The sequence below is a fragment of the Rhodococcus sp. NPDC049939 genome, from assembly GCF_040656415.1.
In the GTDB taxonomy this organism is placed as follows: Bacteria; Actinomycetota; Actinomycetes; order Mycobacteriales; family Mycobacteriaceae; genus Rhodococcus_F.
Genome location: NZ_JBFAMC010000002.1, coordinates 522,793 through 547,468, shown reverse-complemented (window position 1 = coordinate 547,468; position 24,676 = coordinate 522,793). Strand labels below are relative to the sequence as shown.

Genomic DNA, 24,676 nt, shown 5'->3' with positions numbered 1-24,676 from the left:
ACGAATCGTCAGTAGGGCGTGGGGATCCGGTGCAACGGCAGTGCCGGCGTGCGGTAGCCGTGCGGGCGCTGCCGCTCGGGCAGCGTGATGTCGGGGTATTCGAGCGGGGCGTAGGGAACCTGGCTCAGCAGGTGACTGATGATGTTGAGCCGACCGCGCTTCTTGTCGTCGGTGACCGCGACGTACCACGGCGCCCAGCCCGTGTCGGTGAGTCGGAACATCTCGTCCCGTGCTCGCGAGTAGTCATACCAGCGGCTGTAGGACTTCAAGTCCAGGTCCGACAGCTTCCAGATCTTCCGCGGGTCGTCGATCCGGCTCTGTAGGCGCAGCGTCTGCTGCTCCTCGCTCACCTCCAGCCAGTACTTCAGCAAGATGATGCCCGAGTCGACGATCGCGCGTTCTACCCCTGGGGCGCGCTGAAGAAATTGCTGCGTTTCTGCCTCGGTACAGAAGCCCATCACCCGTTCGACCCCGGCGCGGTTGTACCAACTCCGGTCGAAGATGACGACCTCCCCGCCGGCCGGGAGGTGCGATATGTACCGCTGCCAGTACATTTGCGACTTCTCGCGATCCGTCGGGGCGGGCAAGGCGACTACACGGAACACGCGCGGACTGACCCGCTCGGTAATCGCCTTGATGACGCCCCCCTTCCCCGCGGTGTCGCGACCCTCGAACACGATGCAGATCCTTGCCCCGGACGATTTCACCCACTCCTGCAGCGCAACGAGCTCCGCATGGAGCGGACGGAGTAGGCGGCGGTACTCCTTGTTCTTCATCGCCGCGTCGGGCTCGGCAGCGTCAGACTGGGACGGGTCGAGCTCCGACTTCTCCTGCTTCGATTTCTTTCCCACGGCTCTCTCCGTGTGGCCGATCAGTCAGGGCCGATTCGGGTTCCAGGAATTGCTGCTAGATCACGACGTCGAAGATGCGGATGAGAACTGGATGTGCGTGCCACGAGTGCGTGATCGATTGATGAATACCCCCACATGACAGTTCCCTTCTTCACAGCAGGGTGAACCGGGCCCTTGTCCATTATTCGTCCCGCAGCGCCGTGTCGGGGGCAGAATCCGCGGTTTCGACGACCAGCCCTCTCGGGGCGCTTTATGTCGATCGGTGGTGGGGCGGCATCGCCCGAACAGCGGGAATGCCACCTAGCTACCAGGGCAAATCGTCGTCACCGCGGCTGGGTGAGCATGAATCGCAGATACTCGAAAATTCGCCCGTCAGCGATCTCGGCTCTCCGCGGTGGCTGCGTGTGCAGGTCGTAGAGCAGGTTCAGCATCAACACCGGGTCGATGTCGAAGTGCTGGAGCGGCAACTCGATCTTCGATCGGGTCTCGGAAACGAGCAGCATGGTCAACTTGCCGAGCAGCCCGAACTTGAATCGCACGGGCCTGGCTCCCGGAACGAGGTCGAGGCAAATCATGTCCACCTGGCCGCGACCCTCCGTGTTGCAAGTCGGGCGGACCGAGGCGATCTGCTGCCACGGGATCATCCGGGCGTAGAGCGGATTGGACACCAGGACCCCGTCCGCGACGACGACGACCCCGTATCGCCTCGCGGTCGCGAAGGCGACGGCGATCGTCACGAGTGCGGGTAGAAGGCTGATTCCGGCGGTCACGTACGCGTCGATCCCCCAGGAACCGGTGGCCGGGTCGCGGAACCGCGCGGCGGCGATCCACGGAATTATCAGCAAGCCGACTCCCGGGCACAGGAGGGCGATGGTTCGAATCCAGTTGTGCGGGACGATCACCCCCCGTACCGTTCCGGGAGCGGGTAATGCGTACTGGTCAGCGGTGTGGACGCGACCTGTGCGCGGGGCGACGTCGACCGAGCGCACGCGCGGCGACAGGACGGACGTGCGGGTGTTGACGCGCGTCGACAAAAAGGGCAGCGCCATCACGGCACCGACAATGGCGACCCCGAGGGCCGCCGGCCATGCCCCTAAGGCCGCCAGTATGAGCGCCGGCAGAAGCGCGAGCACAAGCACGATCACATCGGCGGTGCCGACCAGGCGAGCCGGTGTCCGTTTCAGGTAGGCACCCCAGGCGAAGGGGACGGCCATCCTGCTCACAGGCTGGGGTGGCACAGCGTGCGGTGGCTGTGGAATCCCGAGTGGCGGGTGGGCGCCATCGAACGGTGGGGGTGGTACCGGGTTCACGTCAACTCCTGGCAATTGGAGTTCAACGACAGGGAAGCCGTGCTGCTCCACTCCCGTCGAAGAGCTCGAGCACGGACAACATCTCTTCGACGCGGGAGCATACCGTCGCGCCGAGATCGACGAATCGTCAGACCCACACGCCGCCAACCGTCCACGGACCTGAGCTATGTCACCTCGACGAACTGCCGGCCGAACCTGCGACGACGCTGGCAACCCTGTCGGAGCTAGTCAGGGTGAGCGTGGCGAACCTGTCGGTGCTCGAGAACGACCGGGCCAGAGCCATCCGATTCTCCACGTTGACCGCAATCTGCCAAGTCCTACAGTGTTCGGGCGGCGATTTGTTCTCCGTCGATCCACCGTCCTCGATGACGGGCGCTCAATCATTCGCACAAGCCGGTCGATGACGAACGTCGTCGACAGAGCGCGGGCCCGCCGCCCGCGCAAGCATCAGCCCAGGTAGGCCGCACTCTGAGCGCCGATGAGGTCGACCAGGTCCCGCTGCGCAAGGTTGATGTCGATCTGATGCAGTCCCCAGTCGGCGCCCGGAATCGCCGGCAGCAGGGCGGCGGCGGGTCCGCTGACCATCAGCACGTTCGACGCTCCGTTGTCGGTGCACCGGGCATCGAAGCCGTTGACCTCATGGCCCAGAAAGATCCCGTGGATGGGGGAGTCGGCGTTGTCACGCAGCGACCCCGGATTGGTGCACAGAACCTCGTACTCGGGCCCGAACGGAAGGCTCACTCGGCCACTGCCAGATCCGGCCGTCTGCGGTACCACGCCGAACTTGGCGTCGGCAGGCGGGGTGGCCGAGTACGCCGAGTACGCGACAACGCAACCGGTCTGCGCCGGGTCCGTGCAGGCCGGCACGGAAGTGAAGTCGCCACCGATCCCTTCACCCTTGCGGACCAGCACGTTTCCGCCGATCAGGAGCGCCGACACCAGTTGTGACTGGACAGGCTCACCATCGATCCGATTGCGAATCAACGACCGCAGCATGTAAGTGCCCTGGGAGTGTCCGATGAGGACCACGCCACGTCCGTCGTTGTGATGGGCAAGATAATCGTCCCAGGCGTTTTCGATGTCGTCGTAGGCGAGACTCGCCGCTGCACTGCGCTCCTGCGGTGTCCCGTTGAACAGGGCTCGCAGTGTGCTCTGCCGATACACCGGCGCCCACACGTTGCAGTTCTGACCGAAGGGTTCAGCCTGCAGGCGGGCCACTGCACGCAACTCGGGCGAGGCGTCGAAGTTGGCATTCGCCGTCGGCTGCAGCGACACCGTGGGATAGACGTAGAAGCAGTCGATCGGAGCGCCGGACCGGCCGCCGCAAGGATCGTCAGCCTGACCAGGTCGACACAACCAGGTTGTTTCGGATGCCGATGTCGGCTGGGCCGAGACGGGTGCGGCCGTGACCGCGACGATCACCATGACCAGCGCGCTCAAGAGAAGAAAAAACCTGCCTGCGGGGCGCCCACGACTAACGATCGACATGCCTGGTGACGCTAACAGAGGTTGCCCAGCCAGCTAGGAACATCTCCCGACAACACCCGAAACTCCGGTTGCCCCGGAGAACTTGCATATTGCAATCGTCTCGTCCGCACCCCGAGGTCGCAATCCGCGGACCCCGGGCTCCGATTCTGCGCTTATCGAATCATGCCTCGCTGACCGACTTGGTGTCCCAGGTGCTGACAGCCCAGATCACGACCACATCGAGTGCGATGATCAGAATCGACCACATCGGGTAGTAGGGCAGCCACAGGAAGTTCGCGAGAATCGACAGAGAAGCGAAGCCGATAGCCGCGATGCGCGCCCACATGGCACCGGTCATAAGTCCGATCGCGCTGATCGCGAGAAGAACACCGAGAACGATGTGTGCCCAGCCCCAAGCGGTGGTATCGAACTGGTAGGTGTACTCGACGCCAATGACCAGCAGGTCATCGGAGGCAACCGCAGCGATGCCCTGGAAGAACGAGACCACGCCGACGGTCAGCAACAGGATGGCTGCCGCAATGGACGTACCTGCTGCAATACCCTGCTTGACAGGGCTGTCCGTGCCGGACTCCGGGTTGGTCGTCATGTCCATGCCCTTCTCGAAAGTGTGATAGCGAACAGTCACATCGTCCGACGTCGCAGAACCGACCACATCATCCTTGCGGGGTGATCCTCATCTGCAAAGGATGATGCGCCGCTGCAGGACAAGTGCCAGAGTCTCAATCGAGTACCCCGAGGGAAGTCATCCAACCCCCGGTACCAGGCCACGCCCCATTTCTGCCCAGCTTGCCCAGGCCGCGCAGTTCCCCAGTGGAGGAAGAACATGACACTCGACTTCTCGGACAGCACCGATTTCGACGACGCGAACCGCGGCTTCGTCGATCGACTCGACCCGTGCACCGTCACGGACGACGACGGTCGCATCGTCTGGGATATGCAGAAGTATTCGTTCCTGGCCGGTGACTGCCCGGACACGGCCGATCCAAGCCTGTGGCGCCAGTCCCAGCTGTGCGCGATCAACGGCCTGTACGAGGTAACCAAGGGCATCTACCAGGTGCGCGGATTCGATATATCCAACATGACGATCGTCGAGGGCGAAACCGGGGTACTCGTCATCGATCCATTGATTTCCAAGGAGACCGCGGCCGCTGGGCTGGCTCTGTACCGGCGCAACCGGGGCGAGCGTCCTGTCACCGGCGTGATCTACACCCATTCGCACGCGGATCATTTCGGGGGCGTCAGGGGTGTGCTGCCGAACGGCCGTGGGGACGTTCCGATCCTCGCCCCCGAGGGCTTTCTCGAACACGCTGTCTCCGAGAACATCTATGCCGGGCCTGCAATGAACAGACGAGCCTCGTACATGTTCGGCGCCATGCTCCCGAAGGGGCCGGACGGACACCTGAGTGCCGGTTTGGGAATCACCACGTCGTCCGGGGCCCCGGGGCTGATCCCACCCACTGTCGACATAACCCACACCGGTCAGGTGGAGACGGTGGACGGCATCCGGATGATCTTCCAAATGACACCAGGCGCCGAGGCGCCGGCGGAGATGAACTTCCTGTTCGCCGACCAGCGAGCACTGTGCATGGCGGAGAACGCCACTCACAACCTGCACAACATCCTGACTCCACGAGGTGCCCTGGTCCGAGATGCCCGAACGTGGTCACGCTACCTCGGCGAGGCCATCGAGATGTTCGACGGTGACTACGACGTCGCGTTCGCGTCCCACCACTGGCCGACGTGGGGTCGCGACCGGGTGGTCACGTACCTGTCTCAGCAGCGCGACCTATACCAGTACCTGCACGACCAGACATTGCGCATGCTGAACACGGGCATGACCGGTATCGAGATCGCCGAGAACTTTCCTATGCCGCCTGCACTCGAATCAGCATGGCATGCAAGGGGATACTACGGATCGGTCAGCCACAATGTGAAGGCCATCTACCAGCGCTACATGGGCTGGTTCGACGGCAACCCGTCGTCACTCTGGCAGCACCCACCCGAGAGCGCTGCTGCCAGGTACGTGGAATGCATGGGTGGACAGGCCGAGGTCCGGAGGAAGGCGACGCGGTACTTCGAGGAAGGCGATCTCCGGTTCGCCGCCGAACTCCTCAAGCATGCCGTGTTCGCCGACCCGTCGGACAGCGAGGCCAAAGAGTTGCTCGCCCGCACCTACGAACGACTCGGGTTCGGTTCGGAGAACGCGATATGGCGCAATTTCTATCTCACGGGCGCACTCGAACTGCGGGATGGCATCGTTCCGCCCCCCATCCGCACCCTCGCCCTCGACGTGCTGGGAGCGCTCACCCTCGAGCAGATCTTCGACTCGATGGCCCTGCGTATCAACGGCCCCCGCGCGTGGGACAAGTCCCTTGTCGTCGAATGGCATTTCACCGAGCCTGAAGCGCATTACCGTACGACGCTGTCCAACGGCGCACTGATTCTGACAGATTCGCCGAGAACTTCTGTGACACCCGATGTCACTCTGACGTTGACGAAGATGCAGCTACTCGGACTGTTCACCGGAACGGGAATCGAGGGAATTGCAGTGACTGGCGACCCGTCGAAGCTACTCGTTCTCACGAATCTGATCGACGCACCCGATCCCGCGTTCCCCATCGTCACGCCCTAGTTTTCGCTGCTCACGACGTTGGCGACCCCGGGCACGAAGTCGGGGCGTTGCTCGTTCGTTCTCGAACACGCAAGGCAACCCCCGACCCCACCGACGGACAACCCCTGTCGCTGAACCGAGTTTCACCAACGTCACGCCCTGATGGACCAAACCGTTCAGCCCGAGACATCGATGCCTGCGAGGCCCGATGTCTCGGGCCTGCACATTCACGCACGTAGACCAGCACGCTCTCGCTAATATCAGCCATGTCGACCGTCCAGGTCGATGATCGGTGCTTGTCGAAGATCGTTTCTCGGTCCAGCGAGAATTGGGGGTCTGCGTGACGGCAATACATACCGAGGAGTTTCATCGGAGCACTCGAATACCTTCCGGCGCCGGGGGGCGAACGGTCACCCGCACCCGCCTGTACGCCCTGCTCACCACAGCCCTTACCGACGACGCCCACACCTATCCGGTTGCGCTGGTCTGTGCGCCGGCGGGGTCGGGCAAGACGCGCGCCGTCGCCGATTGGGCACGGGAAGTACTCGCCGCCGAACATGCTCCCACGATCGTCTGGCTGACGATCGAGGAGAGGTACAACGATGTCGACGCCTTTCACCGGGCGATTCTGCGTTCCCTCACCGAATCCGGAAATCGTCGGTTACAGAAGCTGTGCGCACAACTCGATTCCACCTCCCCCGATTTCGGCGCACTACTGTCGGCGGCATTCAACGAACTCGCCGAGAGCGTCTGGATGGTGATCGACGACGCCCATCTCCTGCACGACGGCGACGTTCTAGCCGACCTCGAAGCCTTCATGCGTTGGCAACCTCCTACGCTTCGAACGATCGTCTGCGGCCGGTTCGAACCGCCGTTGGCCCTCCAACGACTTCGTCTGGACGGCAAGCTCTTCACAATCTCGGCGCGAGATCTCGCTTTCACCCCCAACGAGGCAGAAGAAATGCTCGCCGAGCACGATGTACGCCTCAACGCGGATGATCTGACTGCTCTCATGGACCGCACTGAAGGTTGGGCAGCCGGAATACGTTTAGCAGGAATGTCTTTGGAAGAACATCCGGATCCGAGCCGCTTGATGGCCGAGTTCACGGGCGATCGCCGGGCGGTGGCCGATTATCTCATCGAGGAGGTCCTCTCAGGCCAGACGGAAGACATGCGTGAATTCCTGTTGCGCACCTCCGTACCCGCCTCGTTCACCGTCGAACTCGCAGAGAAGCTGACCAATTGCACCGACGCACGCAGCAAGATCGACTGGCTCGAGCACCGCAATTTCTTGATCAGCCGAATCGCCGAGTCCCCGACCCGGTATCGCTACCATCCGCTGCTGAGAAGCTATCTCCGAGCTGAGATCAGCCGAATCGGTCACGTCGAGGTCGAACGCCTCGAACTGGCGGTCGCCCGCTGGCACGCGGACTCTGGCGACTCCCTGCTCGCTCTCGAACACGCTGTGAACTCCTGCGACCATGGCGAGATCGTGGAACTCCTCGGCCGCTGTTCTCTTTCCCTGATCGTGGAAGGCCACAGCGAAGCCGTAGACCAGCTTCTCACCCAGGCGCCCCGGTCGTCACAGAACCATCCGTCGGCGCGGTTGATTCGCGCCGCCGCGGCGCTGGACGCTGGAAACATACCGGTAGTCACGTCAACTCTCGAGCTCCTCGACCGTGCCCCGTCGGGGCTGCTGGTCGACGATGGTCCAGAATCTCGTGTGCACCTCCTGCTGCGCGAATCGCTCCGTGTCCAGGCCTCCATTCAGACCGGCGACATCGACGATGCCCTGAACCGCCTCCGCAGTGTAGGGGTGGAAGCTACCGGCGACCCGGGACTCGACGCATTCGTCTACCTGCAGGAGGGGCGCGCTCTCCTCTTCCTCGGCCGAACCGACGAATCTGAGCACGCACTGACGAAAGCGCTGGCCCACGCCAGACTCGTTGATACCCCACTGAGCGTCATCTATTGCCTGGGAACTCTGGCGGCAACAGCAATGTCCCGGGGGGATGTAGTTCAGGCGTCAGAATTCTCGGACGAGGCCCTGTCGATCGGCTCGGCCCACTCGGTGGCCGAGGATCCGACCATCCAGCTGGTGAGCCTCGTCGACTCCTGGCGCCGCTACCTCCGGATCGACAGCGACGCCGCAGCGATCGCCCTCGAAGCCGCCGATGCTCTCCGTCCCGCGAACAACGACGCGGCGCGACTAGCCGACAGTGTCGCAGCCCTTTTCGGTCTCGACGACTGCGAGCACCGGCACAAATCGGTGACGTCTTTGCACACGCACTGGCCGCTGTCTGATTCCCTACCCGTGCCACCTGGAATCAGAGCGGTGCTTACGCCCGGAATACTGTGCGCATACCTCACCACAGGTGAGACTGCTTGGGCCAAGGAGCTGGTAGCACAAACGCAATCCTTCCTGGGAGCGAGCGGCGACGCCGCGGTTCTCGAAGCGATCGCCCATCTTCACGCTCACCGTCTCGATGCTGCCGACAAACGGCTGCAACCCGTCCTCGCTGGTGATCTGAAGTGTGTGGCAGAAACAAATCTGATAGCGGCGTGGCTCGTGGACGCCCTGATCGCACATGCTCGCAAACATGATTCACGCGCCCACCGCGCCTTGACCGAGGCCCTGCGTCTTGCGGAACCCCAATCCGTCCTGCGCCCCTTCCACGACTGCGGTCGACAGATTCGGGAACTTCTCGTCCGGAGCACCGGACGATTCGGCGTCCTCGAGCCCTTCGCGGACCTTCTACGTGCATCCTTCCCGCATGAGCCGAGCAGCGCGTCCGACTTGTTGACTCGACGCGAATTGGAACTCCTGACGGAACTTCCGTCGTGGCGCACCGCCGAGCAGATCGCCGCCGATCTGTGCGTATCTGTGAATACCGTGAAGACGCATCTGCGCGGAATTTACCGAAAGCTCGGGGTCAAATCCCGCCGCGACGCCATCGCAGCGGCTCAGCGCAGCGGATTGCTCTGAGCCGGTTCACCACTTGCGGGTGATGCACGGGTCGATCCGGTGGGTCACTCTGAGATCAGCGGCTGACGCTGCTGTCGAAGACGATGCGATTGGAGGAACTCGACGTGGTACGTCCCGGTTCGAGTTGGCCCGGCAACATCAGGTACACGTTCCTGATCTCCGGAGTCCTCTCCGATCGGGTGCTGGCCGCCTTTCCCGAACTGGACGTGTCGAACGTGACCACCGGCGACACCACCCTCTACGGTCGGGTGGACAGCCCCACAGACCTCCGTGGCATGCTGGCCCGGTTCGACGCGCTGGGTCTGACCATCATCGAGATGCGGCGGCTGCCGGACTGATCCGCCGTCGTCGAGGGTCAGGCTTGGTGCGCGCGATCGAAACCGAACGAGTCCGCCACAGCGTCGTCCACCGAACCGTTGTGAGCATCGAGAAGTTCGGCGCGTTCATGGGCCGACAGCCCTCCCCAAATCCCGTACGGTTCACCGACACTGAGCGCGTGCCTCCTACAGGACACCAGTACCGGGCATCCGCTGCAGACGAGCTTGGCCTGCAGGTCTCGAATCTCTCGTGCACGACCTCGTTCGCGATCGGGATGGAAGAAGACAGACGATTCGCGACCGCGGCATGCGGCCTCCCTCTGCCAATCCCACACCTCCGCCACCGGGGTGGGAAGACTCAGCCGACTGGACATCTCACTCCTCCTGACAAATGCAGACTTTCCAGGCGGAATTCCGGGGTGCGTTTCCGGGCCAGGTCAGCTGCACCGACGTCGATGCCAATCATCAGGGCCATGATCCGTGTCCTCTTCAAGTCAGGCGAGGGATGCCACACCGAGAGTAGAGAACCTTTCCGTATTGTTCAAACCCCACTTTCGTCTTTTTGTGAACAAAGGCAGGCGTTCGCTGCTCTGCGTCACCAATTGGTGAACAACAGATGGTTGATTGCGAGCGCCCCGACGGCCTGCGCTGCCAGCCAGAATCTGTGACTACCTCTCGGTAGGAGCGCCGGCGCGGTAAGAAGCCAAACTTGGAACGGCAACCAGATACGCTCGGTCTCCGCCTTGCTCAACCTGCTGAGGTCCGCGATCACCACGATTAGCAGCGCTGATATCACGAGTACCGGAACCGGCGACAGCGCCCGCAATCGCGACCAGGAAAAAGCGCGGGGCAGAGCGGCAGGCACTGCCACTCCCACCGCACATACGAGCGCGGCGAAGTTCGCCCAACCCCAGTAAGCGAAAGGCCGGTCCGAGGCGATTCCCTGGTAATAGCGCTCCTGCACCAGTGTGTAGCCGTCGAACCACCAGAACCCGTAGGCAGTGAAGATCGCGGCGACGGCCAGCGCCCCGACCATGGCGCCGAAGAACGGCCGCGCATTCCGGGCGACGAGAAGCACTGCAACAGCCAGTATGGCCATCAACATCAGGCCGTAGCTGAGGTATACGCCGAATCCGAGCAAGACACCCGCTCCGAGCGCGGCCATCCACGGATACCGCACACTGCTGGAGGCAGAGAGCGCAAGGAGCGCAATCCCCCAAGCGACCACACCTGTGAAGACGGCATCGGCCGACGCGGCGATCCAGATAACCGCGGGCGCCAAGGCCAGGAACGGGGCGGCCCGGCGTGCCATCGCCTCGTCACCGAGTGCACGGACCGTGACGATCACCGCCACTGTGGCGCTCGACCCGACCACAACGCACAGTGTGGATGCCCAGGCCCCACCGCTCAGTCCGATCCGATCCAGCCACACGAACGTCAGCACCGCACCGGGCGGATGCCCGGCTACGTGAGTGGTCCACGAATCAGGTTGGTAGTCCAAGATTCTCTGCGAGAAGCCACGAAGCATCGACGGAATATCGGTGATTCCGGGCACCTCGTGCAGGTATTCGTCTCTGGACGTGAGCCGATCGACGAAGCCGCGCTGCCATCCGTCCACCATTGCCAGCGCCATCGCCCACGCCACCGAGGTCAGGTATGTGCCTGCAGCCAGCCGATGCCATGACAATCGTTGTGCCAGCGACGGACCCCACAGGACCACCGCAGTCGCGATGAGGACCGCGAACGGCGTGCCCCAGCCGACGTGCACATCGCGGAACCCGAAGAGCGGGGCGGCATCAGCGAAGTCCTTGACCGATTGCGCCGACCGGTTGATGATCGGAGTAATGGTCTCATTGCCCAGATACGGTACGACGAACGCGACCGCGACGAGTACGAGCGCCAGCGCCGCGCCTACGAGATCGCTGCACCGAAAGTTCCGTTTACGAACATGCTGAGTAGATCGGATGACGTCATCTCCCTTGGTGAACGCCGCAATCGCGCCCAGCATATCGACGAAAGACAACCTCATGGTCGAACATTCCGTCCCTCACCTGCCCTCCGCGGACATCGCGATAATCGGCGGTAGCGGCTTCTACACGTTTTTCGACGAGGGTGCCACCGAGGTCACGATCGACACGCCGTATGGGAGTCCGACCGCCCCGATCACGGTCGACGAGGTCGAAGGCAAGAGAGTGGCCTTCCTGCCGCGACACGGCGCCAACCATGAGTTCGCCCCGCATACGATCCCCTATCGCGCGAATCTGTGGGCATTGCGCATGCTCGGTGTACGTCAGGTGATCGCTCCGTCCACCACCGGCAGCCTCACCCCCGAACTTCTGCACGGCGCAATGGTGGTGCCCGACCAACTCGTCGACCGCACAAGCGGTCGTACACAGACTTACTTCGATACCGGCGCCGTGCACGTCCAGTTCGCCGACCCTTACTGCCCTGTTCTTCGCAAGGCGGCATTGCAGCCGGGGACGGTCGATGGTGGCGTTCTGGTAGTGATCGAGGGACCCCGGTTCTCGACCCGGTCGGAGAGTTTGTGGTTCGCGCGGCAAGGCTGGAGCCTGGTGAATATGACGGGCCACCCCGAGGCTGTCCTGGCACGCGAGCTCGAGATGTGTTACGCAACAATCGCGCTGGTCACCGATCTAGACGCAGGGATCCAGGTAGGTGATGGTGTGCGGGCCGTGGATGTATTCGCGGAAGTAGAACGCAACCTTGGAGCACTGTCGAGGCTCGTACGCTCGACGATCGCCGCTGCACCCGAAGGCCCCTGCGACGTCTGCAAAGTCCATGAGGGTGTAACCCTACCGTTCGAGTTGCCGTGACTACAACACGCGTACTACTAACGGGGGCAGCAGGATTCATCGGCAGCCATGTTCACACGGCATTGACTGACGCCGGTCACGACGTGGTGGCCGTAGACGCACTGCTCCCGTCCGCACACGGAACCGATTCGAAGGAGCCGGAAGACGTGCGGCAGGTGGATGTCCGCGACCTCCCCACCTTGACAAAGTTGCTGAGGGGTGTGGATGTGGTGTGCCATCAGGCCGCTGTGGTCGGTGCGGGCGTCAACGCGAGCGACGCTCCCGCATACGCCAGCCACAACGACCTCGGAACAGCGACCCTGCTCGCCGCGATGCACGAAACCGGTTGCCAACGGCTGGTAATGGCATCGTCGATGGTTGTCTACGGCGACGGAAGGTATCGCAATAGAAGAGGAGAGTTCGTGGAACCGGCGGCTCGTCGAGCCGAGGAGCTCGCGGCAGGCATCTTCGACACCACCGACCCCGCCACCGGTGAGTCCCTCGACTGGGAACTCGTGGAGGAGGATTCACCCTTGCGGCCCCGGAGTTTGTACGCCGCGAGCAAGGTCGCGCAGGAAAACTACGCCTTTGCCTGGTCGTTGGCTACCCGCGGTAGCGTGACCGCCCTGCGATATCACAACGTGTACGGCGACCACATGCCGCGAGATACCCCGTACTCCGGGGTGGCGGCGATGTTCCGCTCTTGTCTCGAAGCCGGTGAACCACCGCGCATATTCGAGGACGGCCGGCAGATGCGCGACTTCGTGCACGTCCGGGACGTCGCGGCAGCGAACGTGGTAGCTATCGATGCCGCGCTTCCCGGATTCTCGGCGTTCAATGTGTGTTCAGGTCAACCGATTACGATTGGCGAGGTGGCAACGACTCTCGCGCGGGAATACGGCGGCCCCGCACCCGTCGTCACCGGCGAGTACCGCCCCGGCGACGTGCGGCATATCGTCGCGAGCCCTCGACTGGCGGGCGAGAAGCTGGGATTCCGAGCGCAGATCCCTCCGGAATCTGGGATCGCAGCCTTCGCGCACGCACCACTGAGATCCTCGACTCCGGCAGGGCCGCCGAATGTCTGAACACAAGCCGACCACTCCACCCGACGTCACCGTCGTCATCCCGTGCATGAACGAGGCCGGCTCCCTGCCCGGAGTGCTGGCAGCGGTTCCGGACGGCTACCGGACGGTGGTGGTAGACAACAACTCCACCGACGACACCGCGGGCGTCGCCTCTGCCCACGGTGCATGGGTGGTACGCGAGCAGATCCCGGGATACGGTTCGGCCGTTCACGCCGGGATACTCGCGGCACAAACGCCGGTCGTCTGTGTACTGGATGGCGACGGCTCTATGGACCCATGTGACCTTCCGCGACTCGTCGCCTCGCTGGACTCGGGAGCCGACCTGGCGGTGGGGCGTCGTCGTGCGGATCGGCGCGGAACCTGGCCGCTGTACAGCAGGCTGGGCAATGCCTTCCTCGCCGCACGGCTTCGTCGCCGATACGGTCTACCGGTCCACGATCTCGGGCCGATGAGAGCCGTGCGTCGTCAGGACCTACTCGACCTGCATGTCGACGACCGGAGATCCGGTTATCCGCTGCAACTTCTCGTCCTTGCAGGTCGCGCGAAGTGGCGGGTCGTCGAGCACGACATCACCTACCGTCCACGCACTGCGGGAACCTCGAAGGTGTCGGGTTCTTTGAAGGGGACCGTCACTGCGGTTCACGACTTCTGGAAGGTGATCGGGTGACCCTCGACGTGACGGTACTGGTCGTCGCGAAGGCGCCGGTCCCGGGTTTCGCGAAAACCAGGCTGGCGTCGGAGACGGACGACACCCGGGCCGCCGAGCTCGCGGCAGCCTCGCTGCTCGATACCCTCGACGCCGTCGCTGCGGCCGATGTCGCACATCGAGTCGTCGCCATGACCGGCGATCTGGACCAGGCGGTCGGGTCCGGAGACATCACGGCTGCGCTCGACAGGTTCACCGTGATACCGCAGCGTGGTGACAGCTTCGCGGAGCGACTGGTGAACGCACACGCCGACGCGTACGGAGCGTTCGGAGTGCCAATCCTCCAGATCGGGATGGACACCCCTCAAGTGAGCGCAGCACTTCTCGAGGAATCGGCGGCGATCCTGATCCAGGAAAGACGGTGCGTCCTGGGGCTCGCCGAGGACGGTGGTTGGTGGGTTCTAGGCGTGCCTGATGCGGCAACAGCGGAGGCCATACTCCCGGTCCCCATGTCGCGCGCGGACACGGGTCGGCTCACTCGCGATGCCCTTGTCGCGAGCGGTGCAGAGGTCGTGGACTTACCCATCCTCCGCGATGTCGATTTCGCGGCCGATGTCGCACCTGTCGCGGCTGCGTGCTCCGCATCCAGTCGTTTTCGTGTTGTCGCACAGACAAGACCGGTGTAGGGGTTTCGGGTCGCCGGAACCGGAAAGCACATCTGTAACTCCGTATACGAGAATGGGTCGGTTTCGGCACGTTCGTTGATGGCAAGGATGCTGTTGTGAACACAGCATGAGCAATCGGAGGAGTAGCTAGCGGTGCGTGGGATGCCATCTTCTGATATTCAGGGTCCGCCCGAATGGCCTTCTGGGCACTGGCGAACCCACAGGAACCGGATGAAGATCGGTGCCTCCTACGGAGTCTTCGCGATGATCGCGGTGGTATGCGTCATCACCGCGTGGCTGAGCATCATCGACGGCGACTACGCCGCGATGAAGTACTTCGTCGGAATTCTGGGGTTCTTAGGACTCGCCATCGGCTTCAGCGTGAGTTACCAGCCGAAATCGCATCAGAAGCTCGAGATCCGCGAACGAGTCGTGCGTGGGGAGACTGTCCCGTCGATCTCGTACTCCACAACCCCCACAGTGACGTTGTGTCTCATTATGGGTCTACTAGGGTTGCTCCTCGCCTTTGCTTCCTATGACCTTCGGCCGCAGACTGTTTCGGAAGACCTCGGAGGTACTGTCTTCTTCGGGTTGGCCGCCTTCTTCTTCTGGAGCCTCCCACTCAGTTTCCTCATCGGACGTCTCGCGTTCGGCTACATCGCGTTCACGTCGCAGGGCATTCTCCAGAGGGGGTGGGCATTCGAGTCCTTCCTCCCCTGGGGCTCTGTGGCGGGAGCACTAGCCGGCTACAACGGGTATCCCACCACCGTGATCGTCGGATACAGCAATGCGCCGTACGAAAAGAAGCGCACCGCCCTGTTCTGGCGGATCGACTCGCCTGCGCCGATCCCTGCGCTCGAGATCGACTACCGCCAGATGGCCGACGACCCCACGCTGGTGCACGAATTCGTCATGAACACAATCACCGAGAAGACTGGTCGTTGAGATCGGCGGGCTATTCGAACTCCCCATGTCTGCCCTCTCCTGCTGCGAACCGTGCGGCTCCCTCTAGCGTTCCATTGGACAAGGAGATTGCACCGTGGCGAAATTCGTTCATGAGGGCGTGATCTTCGGTGAGCCCATCCTGCTCGAGGAGCGATAGACGGTCGCGCCTCATGCATACCTGCGGAAAGGCCGCGATCTCCGTGGCCAACTGCTGAGCCGCCGTGATTGCATCGCCCGTTGCGACTTTCCGATTGATCAGACCCATACCCAGGGCTTCGTCGGCACCGACGGGCCGCCCTGTCAGGATCAGGTCCATCGCGCGACTCTCGCCGATCAGACGCGGTAGACGCACGGTCCCGCCATCTATGAGGGGCACACCCCAGCGCCGGCAGAACACCCCGAGGACGGCGTCTTCATCCGCGACCCGAAGGTCCGCCCACAGCGCCAGCTCCAACCCACCGGCCACTGCGTACCCCTCGATCGCGGCGATCACAGGCTTGGTCAGACGCATCCGGGATATGCCCATCGGTGCATCGCCATCCGGCGCGACCCGATTCCCTGTTTCCGAGCCAATTTCCTTCAAATCAGCTCCGGCACAAAATGTTCCACCCTCGCCGTGTAGCACCGCAACCGATGCGTCGTCATCGGCGTCGAACTCGCGAAAAGCATCCGCGAGCGCTTGCGCAGTGGGCCGGTTCACCGCGTTTCGCGCTGCTGGCCGGTTCAGGCTGATCGTGGTGACCGGTCCGTCCTTTTGGACGAGCACCAAGTTGGAAGTCATCGAGTTCGCCTTTCCTCGCCGGTAAGGCGACGCTAGCACCTTGACTCAAGAACGGAACCCGTGTTCACTTCTTTCTATGGCCTATCGGCGCACACCCGCGGTCCAGGAACGACTGGACGCGCTTCGCAGCACGCTGATCGACTCCGCGATCGGGCTGATCGCCCGCCACGGATACAGCGGGTGCTCGATCTCGGCCGTCGCAACAGAAGCTGGTGTCGGCACCGGCACCGTATACAGGCACTTCACGAACAAGGGTGAACTCTTCACGGAGGTCTTCCGCATCGTCTGCAGTCGTGAAGTCAGCGCCGCCGTCGAAGCCGGCGAAAGAGCCCGCAACACCGACGGCACCCATGTGGCAGCGGTATCGGCTTCTGTCCAAACCTTCGCCGAGCGCGCTCTGCGCGCGCCGACACTTGCGTATGCGCTACTCGTTGAACCGGTAGACCCACGAGTCGATACCCAGCGCCTGCTGTTCCGGGAGTCGTTCCGCGATGTGTTCGCGGCCACGATCGAGGCCGCCATCGAGTCCGGAGAGATTCCCGAACAGGACGCCTCCGTGACCGCCGCCTGCATTGTCGGCGCCATCGGCGAGGCTCTCGTCCTCCCGCTGGCCCGCGAAACCACCAACCCCACACGCAACGGAGTCGCCGACTCCACACGCAACGGAGTCTCCGACTCCGCACGCATTGGAGTCTCCGACTCCGCACGCATTGGAGTCTCCGACTCCGCACGCATTGGAGTCTCCGACTCCGCGATCATCCCCGCTTTGCTCACGTTCACACTTCGATCTCTCGGGAGTCAACATGAATGCCACGCATGAGGTCTTCAATCAGGTGCCTCCGCTCACGAACTTCGACGCCGCCGACTACCCGCCTCTCCTCGAAGCGCTGCAACGCGAGGGCGCGCACGAGGTGATCGAAGAACTACGCGAAGTCGGAAGGCTCGCGGGAAGTGAAGAGGCACAGCGCCTCGGTGACCTCGCCGAAGCACACCCCCCGATCCTGCGCACCCACGACCGCTACGGGTACAGGATCGATGAGGTGGAATACGATCCCTCCTATCACCAGCTGATGAGGACGGCGGTCGAGATGGGGCTGCACGGCGCCCCGTGGGCCGACCCGAGCCCGCACGCGCATCTGTTTCGAGCTGCGAAGATGGCGGTGTGGGGCCGGGTCGACGCAGGCCACAGCTGTCCGATCTCCATGACCTACGCCGTCGTCCCAGCATTGCGGCACAACCCTGAGCTGGCGGAACAGTACGAGCCGTTGTTGACCGCTCGGTCCTACGACCCGGCGCTGCGTCCCCCGCTCGAAAAGACCGGTCTGATCGCTGGGATGTCCATGACCGAGAAACAGGGCGGGTCCGATGTGCGCGCGGGCACTACGCGCGCAGTTGCGCAGCCCGACGGGAGTTACTTGCTGACCGGGCACAAGTGGTTTACCTCGGCTCCGATGTCCGACATCTTCCTGGTCCTCGCACAGGCACCCGGTGGGCTGTCGTGCTTCTTCCTGCCGCGCATCTTGCCGGACGGCACCCGCAACCGAATGCATCTGCAGCGGCTCAAGGACAAACTCGGCAACCGTTCCAACGCGAGCAGCGAGGTCGAATACGACAACGCCGTGGCCTGGCTCGTCGGAGAAGAGGGTCGCGGTGTTCCCACGATCATCGAGATGGTCAACATGACCCGCCTCGACTGCACCATCGGCACGGCCACCGGAATGCTCGCAGGCACTGCGCAGGCAGCCCACCACGCCATCCATCGCAAGGCGTTCGGCGCGCACCTCGTCGATCAACCACTGATGCGGAACGTGCTCGCCGATCTTGCAATCGAGTCAGAGGCATCCACCACGGTCGCCATGTGGCTGGCCGCGCTCACCGACTTGGCCGCCGCAGGCGACTCGCACGCCACTACCCTGCGTCGCATCTCTCTGGCTGTGAGCAAGTACTTCGTCTGCAAGCGCGGGCCGATCCACGCCGCTGAGGCCCTGGAATGCCTGGGCGGCAACGGCTATGTGGAAGATTCGCGCATGCCGCGGCTCTACCGCGAGGCACCGCTGCTGTCGGTGTGGGAGGGCTCTGGCAATGTTGCCGCGCTCGACACTCTGCGTGCAGTGGCGAAGCAGCCGGATTCACTTCAGGTCTTCTTCGACGAACTCGACGCTGCCACCGGCGTCGATTCACGGTTCGACAGCGCCGTCAATGATCTGAAGACGAGTTTCCGCGACTTCGGGACCCTCGAGCACCGGGCCCGGCGCGTTGTCGGCGACATGGCGCTCGCCCTTCAAGGGTCGCTCCTGATCCGCTACGGAAACCCGGCGGTCGCGGACGCATTCTGCGTCAGCCGACTGTCCGGGGACTGGGGCAGCGTTTTCGGGACGTTGCCGACCGGTGTCGACACCGGAGTAATCATCGACCGCGTCACTCCGAAGGTGGGATCTTGAGCGACCAACCCAGGGGCGTACCAACCGTTCGGGCCGTGGCGATCCAGGGTCGGTAAGGTCCATCGACTCGCCAGCCGGCAGTCACTTCACCGAGCCGATCGCGCGGCGGCCAACGTTCGGCTGGCAACCAGCCGACACGAATCCGCTATGCGCAATCGAGGCAGATCAGCTGACCACCGGCTTCGGAGGCGAGACGCGACCGGTGATGTACTAAAAAGCAACTGCTACAGGTGAATTCGTCGTCCTGCTTGGGCACGACGCGAACGGTGAGTTCCTCACCGGACAGATCTGCACCGGGCAGTTCGAATGACTCCGCCGTGTCGGCCTCCTCGACGTCAACGACGGACGACTGGGATTCACTCCTTCGTGTCTTCAGTTCTTCGAGCGAGTCCGCGGCGAGTTCGTCGTCGACGGTAACCCGTGGTGCGTCGTAGTCGGTTGGCATGACTTCCTCCCGTTGGCTCAGGGTTCCAATAATCCGGTAATGACTAGGTGTTTTAACTTCGGTGAGATTTCATTGTGGTTAGACGCGACTGCTAGACAACGAGCCGATCCTGTGTTTTGTTCCCGGGACGATGGCGCCATTCCGGGTTTGTGGGATTCCCAGTCCGAGCACCTCTCAATCACACGACCAGGGAACAACTACAACTCGAAGAGAAGCTCGGATGGTGACCAGCGAGCATCGACGAACTCGAGCATCGACTTCCAGAAACCAGCCCGCCGTTCCGACTACAGGTACACAATCGCGGCGCCCACTATAGGGTAGCCCCATCGATAGCCGGCGTGGGGGTGCAGGTTCCCGCTGGCTGCGAGTTCCTACCGAAGCGAGCCTCCCCCGCCAGCACGCTCAGGATCTCGAGCCTATGCTGCCGTTGCGAGTGGTTCGGGGAGTCCAGCATCGCCGTCGATCGTACCCGCTACAGTTGCGCCGAGCGCGCTGCGGCCCTCGCTCTCGTCGCCACATCCGTTCCGCTGATCGGAACAGCCAGATTCTCCGTTCACGTCCGCACCACCCTTCGCTTGCGGGAAACCTTGCCAGTCCAGCGTCACCATGCACTTTGGGGGCTCCGCCGGGCAAACCCATGTGATTCCCGGTACACGTACAGGCACCGCAGGGGCCCCTACGTTTCCTTTACCTTTTTGCCAGGCAATCCAGCCGGTTGCAATTTGTCAGATACTCGCTTTTTGCCTTTCACGGAGCCGGCCGATCATCGAGTGTCGACACCGATCTTCCATAGCCCAATTCCAGCCTCGCGCGACAACGTAAGGGGTAGCCGCAGAACCGCTGACCGAGAACCATCCGATGCCCCATGACTGCGCAGGGAAGTCGACCGTCGGCCAGTTCGAAGAAATGGCGCCGAACGACAACTACGACGCAGGATCGTCGACGATATCTGCTGCGGCGCAATGAATCCCGCATGAGAATTTCTAGTTCGGATAGCCGGCGCGGCAGCGTCTCGGTGAGATCCCATCAAGGATGATTGGCAATCTCCGAACGACGAATACTGTCGAACACAGATGCATTTGACAGCTGAACCGCATCACGATCTGCGAGCCTGCCATGTTTGTCCGACGGCCCCTCGCCAAATAAACGGATCGACGGTGGCCCCGAAGTGTTTCATGGCCCGGAATGCGGGCGACGAACAGAGATCGAAGTACCCCTTCTCTATCCATATATCCGTATGGCGAGTGATAACGAAGATCTCGGCACACCGCTGATGTGGCCGCTCCAACATCAGGTAGTGAACCGCGGCCCGACGCCTGGACGACTGTGCGGGAATAGATCCTCACCCAAAGCGTTGGTATGTGTAGTTGAAAAATTAATTACATGACGTGAGGAGTCATCTATGCCTGCCGTGACGGTCGACAATGTCCTTGCCCTGCCTCGCATCGCCGAACCCGCTCCCGGTGCCGTCAGCCGCCCAGTTCGCTCGCTGACCACGGCCCCTGTTGCGTACGAGGGCGAGGGATTCCCGGTTCGGCGGGCGTTCGCCGGCATCGATTTGGCGGCGCTGGACCCGTTCGTCCTCATGGACCAGATGGGCGAAGTCGACTACGCGCCTGGTGAGCCGAAGGGCACCGCCTGGCATCCGCACCGCGGTTTCGAGACGGTCACCTACATGATCGAGGGCATCATGGAGCACCGCGATTCCAGCGGCGGTGGTGGAACGATCGGCGGCGGCGACACTCAGTGGATGACCGCGGGTGGCGGCATCCTGCACATCGAGACCCCTCCGGAGCACCTCGTGATGAGCGGCGGCTTGTTCCACGGCGTCCAGCTGTGGGTCAACCTTCCGCGCGAGAACAAGATGGCCGCACCCCGTTACCAGGACATCACCGGCCGGAAGGTGGCCCTGCTGTCTTCGTCGGACGGCGGTGCCCTGGTTCGCGTCATTGCCGGCGAGGTGGACGGCCATCACGGTCCGGGCTCGACCTATACGCCGATCAGTCTCGTCCATGCGACCATCGCACCGGGGGCGAGCCTGACATTGCCGTGGAACCCCGATTTCAACGCGCTGGCTTATGTGCTCGCCGGGGCGGGCTTCGTCGGCGAGGACCGCAGGCCCATTCACACGGGTCAGACAGCCGTATACGGGCGCGGCGACACCATCACGATCTCCGCCACCGACACCCAGGACTCACGGACCAAGTCCCTCGAGGTGTTCTTCCTGGGTGGCAAGCCGATCCGCGAGCCGATCGCAATGGCCGGACCATTCGTCATGAACACGAGGGCCGAGGTGTTCCAGGCGTTCGAAGACTTCCAGGCTGGTCGCCTGGGGTCCGTCCCCGCGAGATACGAAACGCTCGACTGATATCAAGTAGCCCTGCGCCACAACCGGTTCGAGTACTCACGGTCGGCGGATCTTCGCATCAATGCGATGGATTCGTAGGTCATCGCGTGGGATCCGGAAAGTCTCCACGACCCGGACGGTGACGAGGGTACGGCCGAGCAGTCCCGCGTCGAGGAGGTAGTCGGCGGTGACGTCGTCGCCGTCGACCGACCATACGCAGTCCCGGATCGCCTCGATCAATCGATACTGGGGACCACGGGAGAGGCTTCTGCGTAGATGATCGCCGGAGAATGCCGTCTTCAGCCCGGCCTCGTAGCGAACCGCCCGCGGCTCGATCGGCACCGAGTTGCCGTTGTGACTACGCAGCGCTCTCAGGTACGCACGCGCAACATCGACCTGCTCATCCATACGGCCAGTCAAACACCGAGCCGGGTAGTCGTTGTAGCGATATCGAATTGCGTCCCGGAGGTGGTGCGCGCCGTCCTCGACAGATCGACAAGTGCGCGCCCGTCGATCCTGACAGCGAAACCGCTGGCCAGCAGCAGTTGCGCCGCCCGTCTTGCCGCGGTCCATCCGCATTCGTTCCCGCTCGAACCTCGCGCCCCGACGCCGGATCGGCCGGCCTCGGGTACAGTTTTTCATATGCAGCGTGCATTCCTCCTCGGTTGCCGCGACGGGGTCTGATCCAGACTGGCTTCCCGTTGCGGGGTTTTTCGTGCGCCGGTCGACACAGTCACTGGACTCACAAGGTCCACCCCTGAACCCAGGAGATCAATCCATGTCCCCCGCTGACGCCTTTACCTCTGGAACGCGCACCATCACACCGCCTTCCAAACCCGCTCCCTCCGACCAGCCGGTGTGGAACACCCAGAAGAATTCGTCTATGCCGACGTTCCGCTACCGCCCCTTCGCCGAGGAAGTGGAACCGGTTTCGCTGCCGGATCGCACATGGCCCGACAAGGTCATCGACCGTGCCCCGCAATGGTGTGCCGTCGACCTCCGTGACGGCAACCAGGCCCTGATAGACCCGATGAGCCCCGCGCGCAAGCGCCGCATGTTCGAACTCCTGGTACGAATGGGCTACAAGGAGATCGAGGTCGGCTTCCCGTCTGCAAGCCAGACGGACTTCGACTTCGTCCGCGAGATCATCGAAGACCAGGCCATTCCGGACGACGTCACTATCCAGGTGCTCACGCAGTCCCGCCCGGAACTGATCAAGCGCACATTCGAGGCCTGCGAAGGCGCGAACAAGGTGATCGTCCACTTCTACAACTCCACATCCATCCTGCAGCGGCGGGTGGTGTTCAAGGCCGAGCGAGACGTGATCAAAAAGATCGCGACCGACGCGGCAGCCCTCGCCCTGGAAGAGGCCAAGAAGTACCCCGACACCCAGTGGCGATATGAGTACTCCCCCGAGTCGTACACCGGAACGGAACTCGAATACGCCAAAGAGGTGTGCGACGCCGTCACCGAGGTGCTGCAGGCAACCCCTGAGAACCCGGTGATCCTGAATCTGCCCGCCACCGTCGAGATGGCTACGCCAAACGTGTACGCCGACTCCATCGAGTGGATGCACCGCAACCTGGCCCGCCGCGACTCGGTCATTCTGTCACTACACCCGCACAACGACCGAGGCACCGGCGTGGCCGCCGCCGAATTGGGCTACCAAGCCGGCGCCGACCGCATCGAAGGATGCCTGTTCGGCAATGGTGAGCGGACCGGCAACGTCTGCCTGGTGACCCTCGGGCTCAATATGTTCACGCGCGGAGTCGACCCGCAGATCGACTTCTCGAACATCGACGAGATCCGTCGTACCGTCGAGTACTGCAACCAACTGCCTGTTCACGAACGCCACCCCTACGGCGGCGACCTCGTATACACGGCGTTCTCCGGCAGCCACCAGGACGCAATCAACAAGGGCCTCGACGCCATGAAGTTCGACGCCGACTCACAGGACGCGGACGTCGAGAACATCCTGTGGGCAGTCCCGTACCTGCCGATCGACCCCAAGGACGTCGGCCGCACTTACGAGGCTGTCATCCGCGTCAACTCGCAGTCGGGCAAGGGCGGCGTCGCGTACATCATGAAGACCGATCACGGGCTGGCGCTGCCTCGGCGCCTGCAGATCGAGTTCTCTCAGGCTGTACAGCACATCACCGAGGGCGAGGGCGGCGAGGTGTCGCCGAAGGAGATGTGGGACGTCTTCTCCGAGGAGTATCTGGCCCCGATCAGACCTCTCGAACGGATGAAGCAGAAGGTCACGGCGTCCGAGACCGACGACGGCATCGACTCCATCACCGCGATCGTGAAGGTCGACGGCAAGGAGGCCGAGATTTCGGGCGCCGGCAACGGCCCGCTCGCCGCGTTCGTCGACGCGCTCTCCACGATCGACTTCGACGTACGGGTGCTCGACTACTCCGAGCACGCCATGTCTGCGGGCGACGACGCCCAGGCAGCCGCCTACGTCGAATGCGCAGTCACACTCCCCGACGGCCCTACCAACGTAGTCTGGGGCGTGGGCATCGCAACCTCGATCACGACAGCCTCACTACGTGCTGTCGTCTCAGCCGTCAACCGGGCGTACTGACCGCCCCGAATCACCTCTCGCTGCCGCAGGCGCGCACCACGCGCACCTGCGGCAGCGCCATATCGAGGGGACAATTCACCGTTCCCCCACACAAGGGAGAGTGAACCCGAAGAACTCCCGTCGGAGCTCCCCGTTTCATGGCGGCTCTACATTCGAACGAAAATAGTTCTGTGACAAAGCGTTACAGATAGTTTCCGCCAGGTGCACCGGCAGAGTGAATCAGACTGGACATTTGCCTGCGGAGCCGACACACAAGTCGTGCCCCACTGTCATCGACTGAGTCAGCCGACCTCATAAGTTACGCGCGGGTACGGATTTTCGCGGCTATGCTCGCACTTTCCGAGCGTCGGCGCTGCAG

General features: G+C 63.0%; 22 protein-coding genes. 13 read left to right on the top strand and 9 right to left on the bottom strand.

The window, feature by feature from the left end:
- Nucleotides 1-8: 8 nt before the first annotated feature.
- Together ppk2 and AB0I57_RS11885 are read right to left on the bottom strand one after the other, a co-directional pair.
- On the bottom strand, nt 9-851 hold the full coding sequence (gene ppk2, locus AB0I57_RS11890) for a polyphosphate kinase 2 (protein ID WP_358334666.1): 843 nt from the start codon (nt 849-851) through the stop codon (nt 9-11).
- A 323-nt stretch (nt 852-1,174) separates the two neighbouring features.
- Nucleotides 1,175-2,161, bottom strand: a complete 987-nt coding sequence (locus AB0I57_RS11885) for a hypothetical protein (protein WP_358334945.1) — start codon at nt 2,159-2,161, stop codon at nt 1,175-1,177.
- 182 nt (nt 2,162-2,343) lie between these two features.
- On the opposite strand from AB0I57_RS11885, the gene AB0I57_RS11880 reads away from it, so the two are divergent.
- A complete protein-coding gene (locus AB0I57_RS11880) occupies nt 2,344-2,565 on the top strand; it encodes a helix-turn-helix domain-containing protein (protein WP_358334934.1) in 222 nt (73 codons plus the stop codon).
- Nucleotides 2,566-2,608: 43 nt separating this feature from the next.
- Here AB0I57_RS11880 and AB0I57_RS11875 read toward each other — a convergent pair whose 3' ends face one another.
- On the bottom strand, nt 2,609-3,649 hold the full coding sequence (locus AB0I57_RS11875; RefSeq protein WP_358334664.1) for a DUF3089 domain-containing protein: 1,041 nt from the start codon (nt 3,647-3,649) through the stop codon (nt 2,609-2,611).
- 160 nt (nt 3,650-3,809) lie between these two features.
- Nucleotides 3,810-4,241: a hypothetical protein gene (locus tag AB0I57_RS11870; RefSeq protein WP_358334931.1), complete on the bottom strand. Its 432-nt coding sequence runs from the start codon at nt 4,239-4,241 to the stop codon at nt 3,810-3,812.
- A 231-nt stretch (nt 4,242-4,472) separates the two neighbouring features.
- Between AB0I57_RS11870 and AB0I57_RS11865 the strand changes: the two genes are divergently transcribed.
- The 3 genes from AB0I57_RS11865 to AB0I57_RS11855 all read left to right on the top strand — a co-directional run bounded on the left by AB0I57_RS11865 (nt 4,473) and on the right by AB0I57_RS11855 (nt 9,584).
- Nucleotides 4,473-6,281: an alkyl sulfatase dimerization domain-containing protein gene (locus tag AB0I57_RS11865; protein WP_358334662.1), complete on the top strand. Its 1,809-nt coding sequence runs from the start codon at nt 4,473-4,475 to the stop codon at nt 6,279-6,281.
- A gap of 319 nt (nt 6,282-6,600) precedes the next feature.
- Entirely contained in the window at nt 6,601-9,246 is a 2,646-nt protein-coding gene (locus AB0I57_RS11860; protein ID WP_358334660.1) for a LuxR C-terminal-related transcriptional regulator, read from the top strand.
- Between the two features lie 83 nt (nt 9,247-9,329).
- Nucleotides 9,330-9,584: a hypothetical protein gene (locus AB0I57_RS11855; protein ID WP_358334657.1), complete on the top strand. Its 255-nt coding sequence runs from the start codon at nt 9,330-9,332 to the stop codon at nt 9,582-9,584.
- A 17-nt stretch (nt 9,585-9,601) separates the two neighbouring features.
- Here the strand turns inward: AB0I57_RS11855 and AB0I57_RS11850 are convergent, their stop codons facing one another.
- Nucleotides 9,602-9,937, bottom strand: coding sequence for a WhiB family transcriptional regulator (locus AB0I57_RS11850; RefSeq protein ID WP_358334654.1), 336 nt, complete (start codon nt 9,935-9,937; stop codon nt 9,602-9,604).
- A 221-nt stretch (nt 9,938-10,158) separates the two neighbouring features.
- Nucleotides 10,159-11,571 (bottom strand): hypothetical protein, encoded by a 1,413-nt coding sequence (locus tag AB0I57_RS11845; protein ID WP_358334928.1) that lies wholly within the window; start codon nt 11,569-11,571, stop codon nt 10,159-10,161.
- A 19-nt stretch (nt 11,572-11,590) separates the two neighbouring features.
- Between AB0I57_RS11845 and AB0I57_RS11840 the strand changes: the two genes are divergently transcribed.
- The 5 genes from AB0I57_RS11840 (at nt 11,591) to AB0I57_RS11820 (ending at nt 15,717) form a co-directional block, all read left to right on the top strand.
- Nucleotides 11,591-12,397, top strand: a complete 807-nt coding sequence (locus AB0I57_RS11840; protein WP_358334652.1) for an S-methyl-5'-thioadenosine phosphorylase — start codon at nt 11,591-11,593, stop codon at nt 12,395-12,397.
- Nucleotides 12,394-13,461, top strand: a complete 1,068-nt coding sequence (locus tag AB0I57_RS11835) for an NAD-dependent epimerase/dehydratase family protein (protein ID WP_358334650.1) — start codon at nt 12,394-12,396, stop codon at nt 13,459-13,461. Before AB0I57_RS11840 ends, AB0I57_RS11835 begins: the two co-directional genes overlap by 4 nt.
- Entirely contained in the window at nt 13,454-14,128 is a 675-nt protein-coding gene (locus AB0I57_RS11830) for a glycosyltransferase family 2 protein (RefSeq protein ID WP_358334647.1), read from the top strand. Before AB0I57_RS11835 ends, AB0I57_RS11830 begins: the two co-directional genes overlap by 8 nt.
- A complete protein-coding gene (locus tag AB0I57_RS11825) occupies nt 14,125-14,793 on the top strand; it encodes a DUF2064 domain-containing protein (protein WP_358334644.1) in 669 nt (222 codons plus the stop codon). Before AB0I57_RS11830 ends, AB0I57_RS11825 begins: the two co-directional genes overlap by 4 nt.
- A 210-nt stretch (nt 14,794-15,003) precedes the next feature.
- On the top strand, nt 15,004-15,717 hold the full coding sequence (locus AB0I57_RS11820; protein WP_358334641.1) for a hypothetical protein: 714 nt from the start codon (nt 15,004-15,006) through the stop codon (nt 15,715-15,717).
- Nucleotides 15,718-15,727: 10 nt separating this feature from the next.
- Here the strand turns inward: AB0I57_RS11820 and AB0I57_RS11815 are convergent, their stop codons facing one another.
- Nucleotides 15,728-16,498: a crotonase/enoyl-CoA hydratase family protein gene (locus AB0I57_RS11815; RefSeq protein WP_358334638.1), complete on the bottom strand. Its 771-nt coding sequence runs from the start codon at nt 16,496-16,498 to the stop codon at nt 15,728-15,730.
- A gap of 76 nt (nt 16,499-16,574) precedes the next feature.
- Here AB0I57_RS11815 and AB0I57_RS11810 point away from each other — a divergent pair, with 76 nt between their 5' ends.
- Nucleotides 16,575-17,318: a TetR family transcriptional regulator gene (locus AB0I57_RS11810; RefSeq protein ID WP_358334635.1), complete on the top strand. Its 744-nt coding sequence runs from the start codon at nt 16,575-16,577 to the stop codon at nt 17,316-17,318.
- The gene (locus tag AB0I57_RS11805) at nt 17,302-18,939 is read left to right on the top strand and encodes an acyl-CoA dehydrogenase family protein (RefSeq protein ID WP_358334632.1); all 1,638 of its coding nucleotides are present in this window, start codon (nt 17,302-17,304) and stop codon (nt 18,937-18,939) included. The genes AB0I57_RS11810 and AB0I57_RS11805 overlap by 17 nt, the downstream gene beginning before the upstream one ends.
- Nucleotides 18,940-19,084: 145 nt before the next feature.
- Here AB0I57_RS11805 and AB0I57_RS11800 read toward each other — a convergent pair whose 3' ends face one another.
- Nucleotides 19,085-19,384, bottom strand: coding sequence for a DUF4193 domain-containing protein (locus tag AB0I57_RS11800; RefSeq protein ID WP_358334629.1), 300 nt, complete (start codon nt 19,382-19,384; stop codon nt 19,085-19,087).
- Between the two features lie 1,402 nt (nt 19,385-20,786).
- Between AB0I57_RS11800 and AB0I57_RS11795 the strand changes: the two genes are divergently transcribed.
- A complete protein-coding gene (locus tag AB0I57_RS11795; protein ID WP_358334626.1) occupies nt 20,787-21,752 on the top strand; it encodes a pirin family protein in 966 nt (321 codons plus the stop codon).
- Nucleotides 21,753-21,788: 36 nt separating this feature from the next.
- Here AB0I57_RS11795 and AB0I57_RS11790 read toward each other — a convergent pair whose 3' ends face one another.
- Nucleotides 21,789-22,139, bottom strand: a complete 351-nt coding sequence (locus AB0I57_RS11790; protein ID WP_358334623.1) for a hypothetical protein — start codon at nt 22,137-22,139, stop codon at nt 21,789-21,791.
- 370 nt (nt 22,140-22,509) lie between these two features.
- Between AB0I57_RS11790 and leuA the strand changes: the two genes are divergently transcribed.
- Nucleotides 22,510-24,318 carry a 2-isopropylmalate synthase gene (leuA, locus tag AB0I57_RS11785; RefSeq protein WP_358334620.1) on the top strand — a complete coding sequence of 603 codons (1,809 nt, stop codon included), beginning with the start codon at nt 22,510-22,512 and terminating at the stop codon, nt 24,316-24,318.
- Nucleotides 24,319-24,676: the final 358 nt, after the last annotated feature.

Excerpts from the sequence above, each read along its gene's own strand:
- AB0I57_RS11875 (WP_358334664.1), bottom strand. The coding sequence starts at position 3,649 with ATGTCGATCGTTAGTCGTGGGCGCCCCGCAGGCAGGTTTTTTCTTCTC.
- AB0I57_RS11870 (WP_358334931.1), bottom strand. The coding sequence starts at position 4,241 with ATGGACATGACGACCAACCCGGAGTCCGGCACGGACAGCCCTGTCAAG.
- AB0I57_RS11865 (WP_358334662.1), top strand. The coding sequence starts at position 4,473 with ATGACACTCGACTTCTCGGACAGCACCGATTTCGACGACGCGAACCGC.
- AB0I57_RS11855 (WP_358334657.1), top strand. The coding sequence starts at position 9,330 with ATGCGATTGGAGGAACTCGACGTGGTACGTCCCGGTTCGAGTTGGCCC.
- AB0I57_RS11850 (WP_358334654.1), bottom strand. The coding sequence starts at position 9,937 with ATGTCCAGTCGGCTGAGTCTTCCCACCCCGGTGGCGGAGGTGTGGGAT.
- AB0I57_RS11845 (WP_358334928.1), bottom strand. The coding sequence starts at position 11,571 with ATGCTGGGCGCGATTGCGGCGTTCACCAAGGGAGATGACGTCATCCGA.
- AB0I57_RS11840 (WP_358334652.1), top strand. The coding sequence starts at position 11,591 with ATGGTCGAACATTCCGTCCCTCACCTGCCCTCCGCGGACATCGCGATA.
- AB0I57_RS11830 (WP_358334647.1), top strand. The coding sequence starts at position 13,454 with ATGTCTGAACACAAGCCGACCACTCCACCCGACGTCACCGTCGTCATC.
- AB0I57_RS11820 (WP_358334641.1), top strand. The coding sequence starts at position 15,004 with ATGAAGATCGGTGCCTCCTACGGAGTCTTCGCGATGATCGCGGTGGTA.
- AB0I57_RS11815 (WP_358334638.1), bottom strand. The coding sequence starts at position 16,498 with ATGACTTCCAACTTGGTGCTCGTCCAAAAGGACGGACCGGTCACCACG.
- AB0I57_RS11810 (WP_358334635.1), top strand. The coding sequence starts at position 16,575 with ATGGCCTATCGGCGCACACCCGCGGTCCAGGAACGACTGGACGCGCTT.
- AB0I57_RS11805 (WP_358334632.1), top strand. The coding sequence starts at position 17,302 with ATGAATGCCACGCATGAGGTCTTCAATCAGGTGCCTCCGCTCACGAAC.
- AB0I57_RS11800 (WP_358334629.1), bottom strand. The coding sequence starts at position 19,384 with ATGCCAACCGACTACGACGCACCACGGGTTACCGTCGACGACGAACTC.
- AB0I57_RS11795 (WP_358334626.1), top strand. The coding sequence starts at position 20,787 with ATGCCTGCCGTGACGGTCGACAATGTCCTTGCCCTGCCTCGCATCGCC.
- AB0I57_RS11790 (WP_358334623.1), bottom strand. The coding sequence starts at position 22,139 with ATGGATGAGCAGGTCGATGTTGCGCGTGCGTACCTGAGAGCGCTGCGT.
- leuA (WP_358334620.1), top strand. The coding sequence starts at position 22,510 with ATGTCCCCCGCTGACGCCTTTACCTCTGGAACGCGCACCATCACACCG.